Below are 6530 nucleotides of genomic sequence, written 5' to 3' on the forward strand. Positions count from 1 at the left end.
TTTGCTCAACAGGTCGTTGGCATCATAAACAAAGGCTGTGGCATTGCCGCGCGGATCGGTGAAGTTGGTACGGTTGTTGTTGGCATCATAGGTAAAACTGGTCTTCTTGCCCAGTGGGTCGGTTACCAAAACCAGATTGCCGTTGTTATCGTAACTAAAGCTCGCCGCATGGCCGTTGGCGCCGGTCATGCCGGTACGCCTGCTGATGACATCGTAAGTGAGCGTGGTCTTGTGGCCATGCGCGTCCTCTACTTGTATCACGTTACCCTGCGTATTGAAGGTATTCTGGGTTATGCTGCCAAGGGCGTCGGTAATGCTGGATGGTTGGCCGGAGGCGTCGTAAGTGACTGCCGTTTTGTTTCCCAGCGCATCCGTTACTTCGTTCAGATTGCCTTTCGCATCATAGGCAAACGTAGTAATCTGACCCAGCGCATCAACAATGCTAGTCGGGTCGTTCAAGGAATTGTACTCCAAAGTCGTTACGTTACCTTGGGCATCGGTTTTGGAAAGAACATTGCCTTGAGCATCGTAAGTAAACGCTGTGGTCTGGCCGTTCTTGTCGATGATTTGGGTGCGGTTGTTGTCAGCATCATAGACATACTGGATTTTGTGGCCCAATGAATCGGTTTCGGCGATCAATCGGAACTGGCTATCGTGGGTGTGGATGATGGTATTCCCGAGGGGATCGGTGATGGTGGTGTCGTCTGTCTGCGGGGCATCATAAGCGAAACCTGTGATAAAGCCGCGGCCATTCGTTTGGGAGATCACTCTGCCAGTGGTGTCATAAGTGTTCTCGATCAATATGTTGCCGCGCCGGTCGGTGATGCGCATCACCCGATGCGCGGCATCGTAGCTATAGTTCATCACGCCGCCGTTGGGATCGGTGTCGGAGATCAGGTTTCCATCAGCATCGTAGGCGAACCGGACGACATGTCCGGCAGGGTCGGTGATCGCGGTAATGCGGTGGTTCGCGTCATAACTCAGGGCGATCGTCCTACCCCCCGTGTCGGTTACGGTAGTGAGATCACCGCTGGGGTCGTAGCCGAACGCTAGCGCGTTGCCGTTCTTATCGCTGATCCCGGTGAGCCTTCCGGCACTGTCGAAATGATGTTGAGTTTGATCCTTAGCAGTTAGGGTAAAGCTGTCATCAGAATTCTTAACAAGGATGTTGAAAACACCGGGTAATCGGGATGAAAAGTTTCCGCCACCTGCCGGATCATAGAATTCTTCATGCCCGTCGCCTTGCTTGACGGTCACCGACCCGTCTGATTTTTCTGTCAGGCGAAGGTTATAGGAATGGGTCCACCCGTGCCCCAGTGGTCCAGAGTAGCTGTCCAATGCGTTATACGTGCGGGCGAAGACAAACGGCAAGCTGCGTCCAGCGATGCTTAAATCGGTGTGCTGATAGAAATAGTTGCCAGTAGCGGTGTTGACAGGTTCGGCTGCTATGCCAAACGGATTGGCAGAACTTTGCCCTCCGAAGGTAGCCGACGAGGCAATGAGCGCCCCTCCACCAATACCGGAAAAGCCAAAAATAAAGGTATTCGGGGTGCCTGTAACCGACCCACCGCCACCGAATTCTGTGCTCGGTTGGCCTAAAGAATACGCTTCGGCCCCGACGATGGCTAAAGCGCCTAAAGCATCTATTTCGTTGCCGGCAGCACCGTAAAAAATCCTGAAGCTCTTGCTTTCGCCCACCCGTAATGTGCCAAAACCAAAATCAAATAATGCGCCGTGGTCAGTAGGTCCCGTATCTACTTGGTTACCAGATGCAAGGATGGGACTCCGCGGACTAAGCGGATTAGGAGTATCGAATCCATTGTCATCGGCATACCGCAGGTTCGCTGCGCTACCCACCCCAGCTATTGTCACATGTTCATTAAACGTATCTGGCGGGATGTCCCAGTCCATCACCCTGGTATATCGCAGATCGCTAACGTCGGTGGCGGACACATTGTCAATCGTTATGTCGGCTACATAGAGGAAGGGGGTTAACGGGTGGGGATGGTAAAAATGTGTTACTCGCAAACGTCCGAAGGCGGTGACTACAGATGTGGCATCAATTGATGTCGAGCCAAAACTATTGACGACCATGTTGACGCCCACACCGCCCGAAGCGATATCTGAATGAGCAGCTTGACCGGTGCCAGCGTCCGCTATTCCCCAACCTTCACACAGGCATCCTGGGGCGGTGGCCTCTCCATTGGTCGGAACATAGCGCAAACCAACAACTGTGGTACCGGAATTTCCAGAAGATAAAGTTCCACCCGCGACATTAAGATGGCCTTGATCAGCAACCCCCAGCATCACCGTACCATTGAGAAACGATAGCGCTATTATGGCTTGCTGTACCCACCGGATTATCATTCGGTGTCCCTGTCGCAGCTTGAGCGCCTTTACCAGCTGCTTCAAATAGGCCAAGAATTAGCACCACGATTACGGTCAGCAAGAATTTGCCGTAGCTCTCCACCAACTGGGCTTGGGCTTTAGTGTCCGGTTTTGCCAGTGCCTTATCGCCGGTTGCCGCCGCCACGTTGCAAAAAACCGCTAAGGCTATCCCCAACCCCAGTAGGCTTACCGATGGTTTCGCCCTTTTATTGTCTTGTTTGCCCATGTTTTCCGCCTTCGCTCCGCAAAATCCCCAATAACCACGTCCCCATAAAATAAGCGGAACCGTCTGATGCGACATAGTCTGTATCGCCCTGTACAATTCGGCTTTCTAATAAGAACCCTAAACTTTCTGCCTTCACTTTCTATTGTTCCGGCCTATGCCGGACGTGGCATTGAGGGCATACTCCGTCCCCGCTCGGGGATTTTCTGCTACCATATCACCTATTTATCTGTAAGCATATACATATAAATACCTATAATAGCCACTCGGATTCAATCAATGACAAATATTGCATTAGCCTTTTCTATTAGTTGAGTGCTTTTCACAGTGGGGGCAAGATTAAATAAATTGACTTAAAAGATTGAATTTCCTACTATCTTCTTTAATACCTTTCAACAGGCCATTGCAACTTGTTGTTGGGGTGGCAATTCCCTTGTTTAACCCCGACAAATAAATGATCGGGTATTCGTAAAACCGTGAATAGTGCCGTAGGTTGGGTTAGACGCGCATGGCAACATTGACAAAACAACCACTGACCGTTGGGCGCGTCGTAACCCAACATTCGCCGTCACCCAAACCCTTATCGTTGGGTTAGGCTCGTCCAAACGCCCGTTTTGCATGACTCATGGCGATGTGCGAGCCTAACCCAACCTACGTGCTAGCTGTAGATACTCCACAAAACAAAAGCCCTCTTATTTTGAAAGACCTACAGGTTTTTTGTCGTACTATCATTAAGCACTGTTTTTTCATGGTGCTTTGGCTGATGGCGACTCCCGTCAATGCACTTGATGCAGCTGCGCTCGATATTGGCTCAATGGCAGGTAAAGGCTGGAAATTGGAAGGGGTCACGCTAGCAGTCAGTGACCTCAACCAAAAAAAAACACAACTGAGCTTGTCAGCAACCAAGCTGACGCTTCCCAAGCCGTTCGACGACCTAACCCTTGCCGACATCCGTTGCGTTCATTTCACCTGGGATCATGATGAATTGCATTGCAGTCAGGGCAAGGCTTCAGTCCACTCTGCTCAATGGCAATCGCCCACTACAAATTTTTCCTTTCACCTGAGTCCGAAAAAAAATACCTTTAAGCTGGAAGATACCCGTCTAGCAGGTAGTCGCATATCAATAGAAGCAGAAATACAAGGTCAGATTTGGCAAGGAAAGGTGAGCGCGAAACATATCAGCAACAACCTGATTGATAAAATATTCCAGTCAAACCCGCCTAAATTGAAACAAGCGCAATTAAAACAAGGTAACTTAAATTTGAACGGAGTAATTTCTGGCCATCAAAAGGCAGTGCAGGAATTTAGTTTTACTGCCGAGATTGAAGGATTAACCGACCAGACACAGGATGGCAAAGTTGCCTCAGAGAAATTAAATTTGCTGACGCATCTTGAAGGCAAAAAAACCAAGGAAGATTGGTGGTATTGGCAAAGTGAATCAAAAATAATTGGTGGTGCTCTTTATATTGATCCGGTTTATCTGGAAGCAGGGACGCAGCCCATAGTCTTGAATGCCCAAGGTGCTTGGAACACCAATACAAAGAAGGCTGAAATTCAGTCATTCACTTACCAGCACCCGGATGTTGGTACGCTAACTGGCAGTGCCAATGGTTATTATCGCGATGGCATCAAGATTGATAAGGCTGATGTGGCTTTAAAAAGCAATACCTTACAAGGTTTATTGACAACCTATATCAACCCGTTTTTTACAGAATCGCCCTTTACAGGCGTGTCAGTTACGGGTGATCTCCAGGTGAATTTCTCTTTTATTCAGCAAACATTGACGGACACCTCAGTGCACTTCAGCAAACTGAATGTCAAAGATGAAGCCGGGCGCTTGGCAATCAATAAAGGTAGGGGATTGATTAACTGGTCGGATGACCCAACACTGACAAAACGATCGGAACTGGCATGGCAACAGCTAACTATCAAAGACTTACCTTTAGAATCAGCCAGACTGCAATTTGACAGTCAGGGGGATTTTTTCAACCTGGTTGAGAAAGTCAAGCTGCCCTTTTTAAACGGTTCGATGGTTGTCGATAAGTTCAGTTGGCAAGACAAGAAACAGGATGAGCCTGATGTTTCTTTTTCTGGATCGCTGGATAATGTCTCCCTGGAGGAATTATCAAAAGCAATGGGTTGGACTCCTTTATGGGGAAATATCAGCGGCCAGATTCCGAGGGTTGATTATCACAATAAAACCTTAAGTCTCGAAGGAGAGCTTTTAATTAAGGTTTTTGATGGCACTGTTAAAGTCAATCATCTAGCCTCGTCAGGTTTATTCACTAATTTTCCAAAGGTAGTTGGCGATGTTGAAATCGAAAATCTGGATTTGGATCTACTGACCCGAAAATTTGAATTCGGCAATATTTCCGGCAAAGTGTCGGGATTTGTCAAAAAACTTGTCCTTGAAAACTGGCATCCGGTCACTTTTTATGCTTGGCTAGGGACACCGGATGACGACAGTTCCAGCCACCGCATCAGCCAAAAAGCAGTTAAAAATATCGCCAGTATCGGCGGTGGTGGCGCTACGGATTTGTTGTCGTTCAGTTTTTTGGGATTTTTTGAAACCTTTGGCTACGACAAAATTGGCGTGGGTTGTTATTTGCACGAAGGTGTTTGTCAGATGATGGGTTTAGAAGCGGAAGGGCAGGGCTATTACCTTATTAAAGGCGGCGGTCTGCCGAGAATTGACGTGCTGGGGTATAATCCCCGCGTCAACTGGGATGTTCTGGTGGAGCGGCTAGGCCGTGTAGCGTCGCCGGATAAAGTGATTGTTCAGTAACTATGGAGTACAAAATGAAAAAAATTTCTTTGCTAGGCGTGTTAATGCTTGCGGCGTGTGTCACCATCAATATCTACTTTCCAGCCGCTGCCGCTGAAAAAGTCGCCGATGAGATTATCAAGGACATTCAAGGCAACGCGCCGCAAAAGCCTGAGCTTGATCTCAAACCAGAACCCAAAAGCGAGCGATCTGATTTCCAGACCAGCTTTTATAAGATTATCGATCAAGCCATAAACCACACCATTTCCCCTGCACAGGCCGCCGAAGCCGATTTATCCATTGATAGCCCGGAAATCAGGCAACTTACGGCTTCTATGGAAAAGCGTTTTTCAGCATTACAAGGTTTTTATGCAGCAGGAGCCATTGGCATACAAGCGGATGGATTTTTAGCGGTAAGGGATGCTGCCAGTGTGCCGTTAAAAGACCGTAATCAGGTCAATAAGTTGGTTGTGGGCGAAAATGCTGACCGTCAGGCGCTCTATCAGGCCATTGCCAATGCCAATGGACACCCTGAATGGGTTACGCAGATTAAATCAACGTTTGCTACTCGCTGGATAAGCAATGCCCAATCTGGCTGGTGGTATCAATCCTCTGGAGTTTGGAAGCAAAAATAAGCATGGCGCGGACAAGGAAAAAGCCATTACCGGACGTTCCGGTTAGAGCGACTATCGCCTCCCTGACCCATGACGGTAGAGGGGTTGCACATATTGAGGGTAAGGCGGTTTTTATCGACGCGGCTTTACCGGGCGAAGACGTGGAATTCCTTTATACGGAAATCCGCCGCGATTATGCCGAAGGCAAGGTTGTTAATGTACTAAATCCCTCTGAACACCGGGTTGAGCCGAAATGCCGTCATTTTGATGTGTGTGGCGGCTGTAGCTTTCAGCACGTGGATTCGGCGACACAAATTCAAATCAAACAGACACTGCTTGAAGAGCAATTCAGACGCATCGGCAAGGTCACGATTCCCCAGCTTTGGGAACCATTAACAGGGCCGCATTGGGGCTATCGCCGGAAAGCGCGGATGGGCGTTAAGTACGTCGCCAAAAAAAACAGGGTGTTGGTGGGATTCCGCGAAAAACGGCATCCGTATCTAGCCGAGATGGACAGTTGCGTCGTTATGCATCCTGTCGT

General features: G+C 48.7%; 5 protein-coding genes. 3 read left to right on the forward strand and 2 right to left on the reverse strand.

Annotated features, from left to right (window positions below; all coding sequences use genetic code 11):
* Together ACLQ6D_RS07690 and ACLQ6D_RS07695 are read right to left on the reverse strand one after the other, a co-directional pair.
* Positions 1-2367 (reverse strand): DUF6531 domain-containing protein (locus ACLQ6D_RS07690; RefSeq protein WP_411726703.1); only part of this gene is annotated, 2367 nt, incomplete at its 3' end.
* Positions 2291-2689: a hypothetical protein gene (locus tag ACLQ6D_RS07695; RefSeq protein ID WP_411726704.1), complete on the reverse strand. Its 399-nt coding sequence runs from the start codon at positions 2687-2689 to the stop codon at positions 2291-2293. The genes ACLQ6D_RS07690 and ACLQ6D_RS07695, both read right to left, overlap by 77 nt.
* 619 nt (positions 2690-3308) lie before the next feature.
* Here ACLQ6D_RS07695 and ACLQ6D_RS07700 point away from each other — a divergent pair.
* From ACLQ6D_RS07700 to ACLQ6D_RS07710, 3 genes are all read left to right on the forward strand, one after another.
* The gene (locus ACLQ6D_RS07700) at positions 3309-5396 is read left to right on the forward strand and encodes a C4-dicarboxylate ABC transporter (RefSeq protein ID WP_411726705.1); all 2088 of its coding nucleotides are present in this window, start codon (positions 3309-3311) and stop codon (positions 5394-5396) included.
* A gap of 14 nt (positions 5397-5410) precedes the next feature.
* The gene (locus tag ACLQ6D_RS07705) at positions 5411-6010 is read left to right on the forward strand and encodes a YdbL family protein (protein ID WP_411726706.1); all 600 of its coding nucleotides are present in this window, start codon (positions 5411-5413) and stop codon (positions 6008-6010) included.
* A 2-nt stretch (positions 6011-6012) separates the two neighbouring features.
* Positions 6013-6530 (forward strand): TRAM domain-containing protein (locus ACLQ6D_RS07710; RefSeq protein ID WP_411726707.1); only part of this gene is annotated, 518 nt, incomplete at its 3' end.

Origin of the sequence: Methyloglobulus sp. (genome assembly GCF_046714055.1) — a bacterium.
Lineage (GTDB): Bacteria > Pseudomonadota > Gammaproteobacteria > Methylococcales > Methylomonadaceae > Methyloglobulus.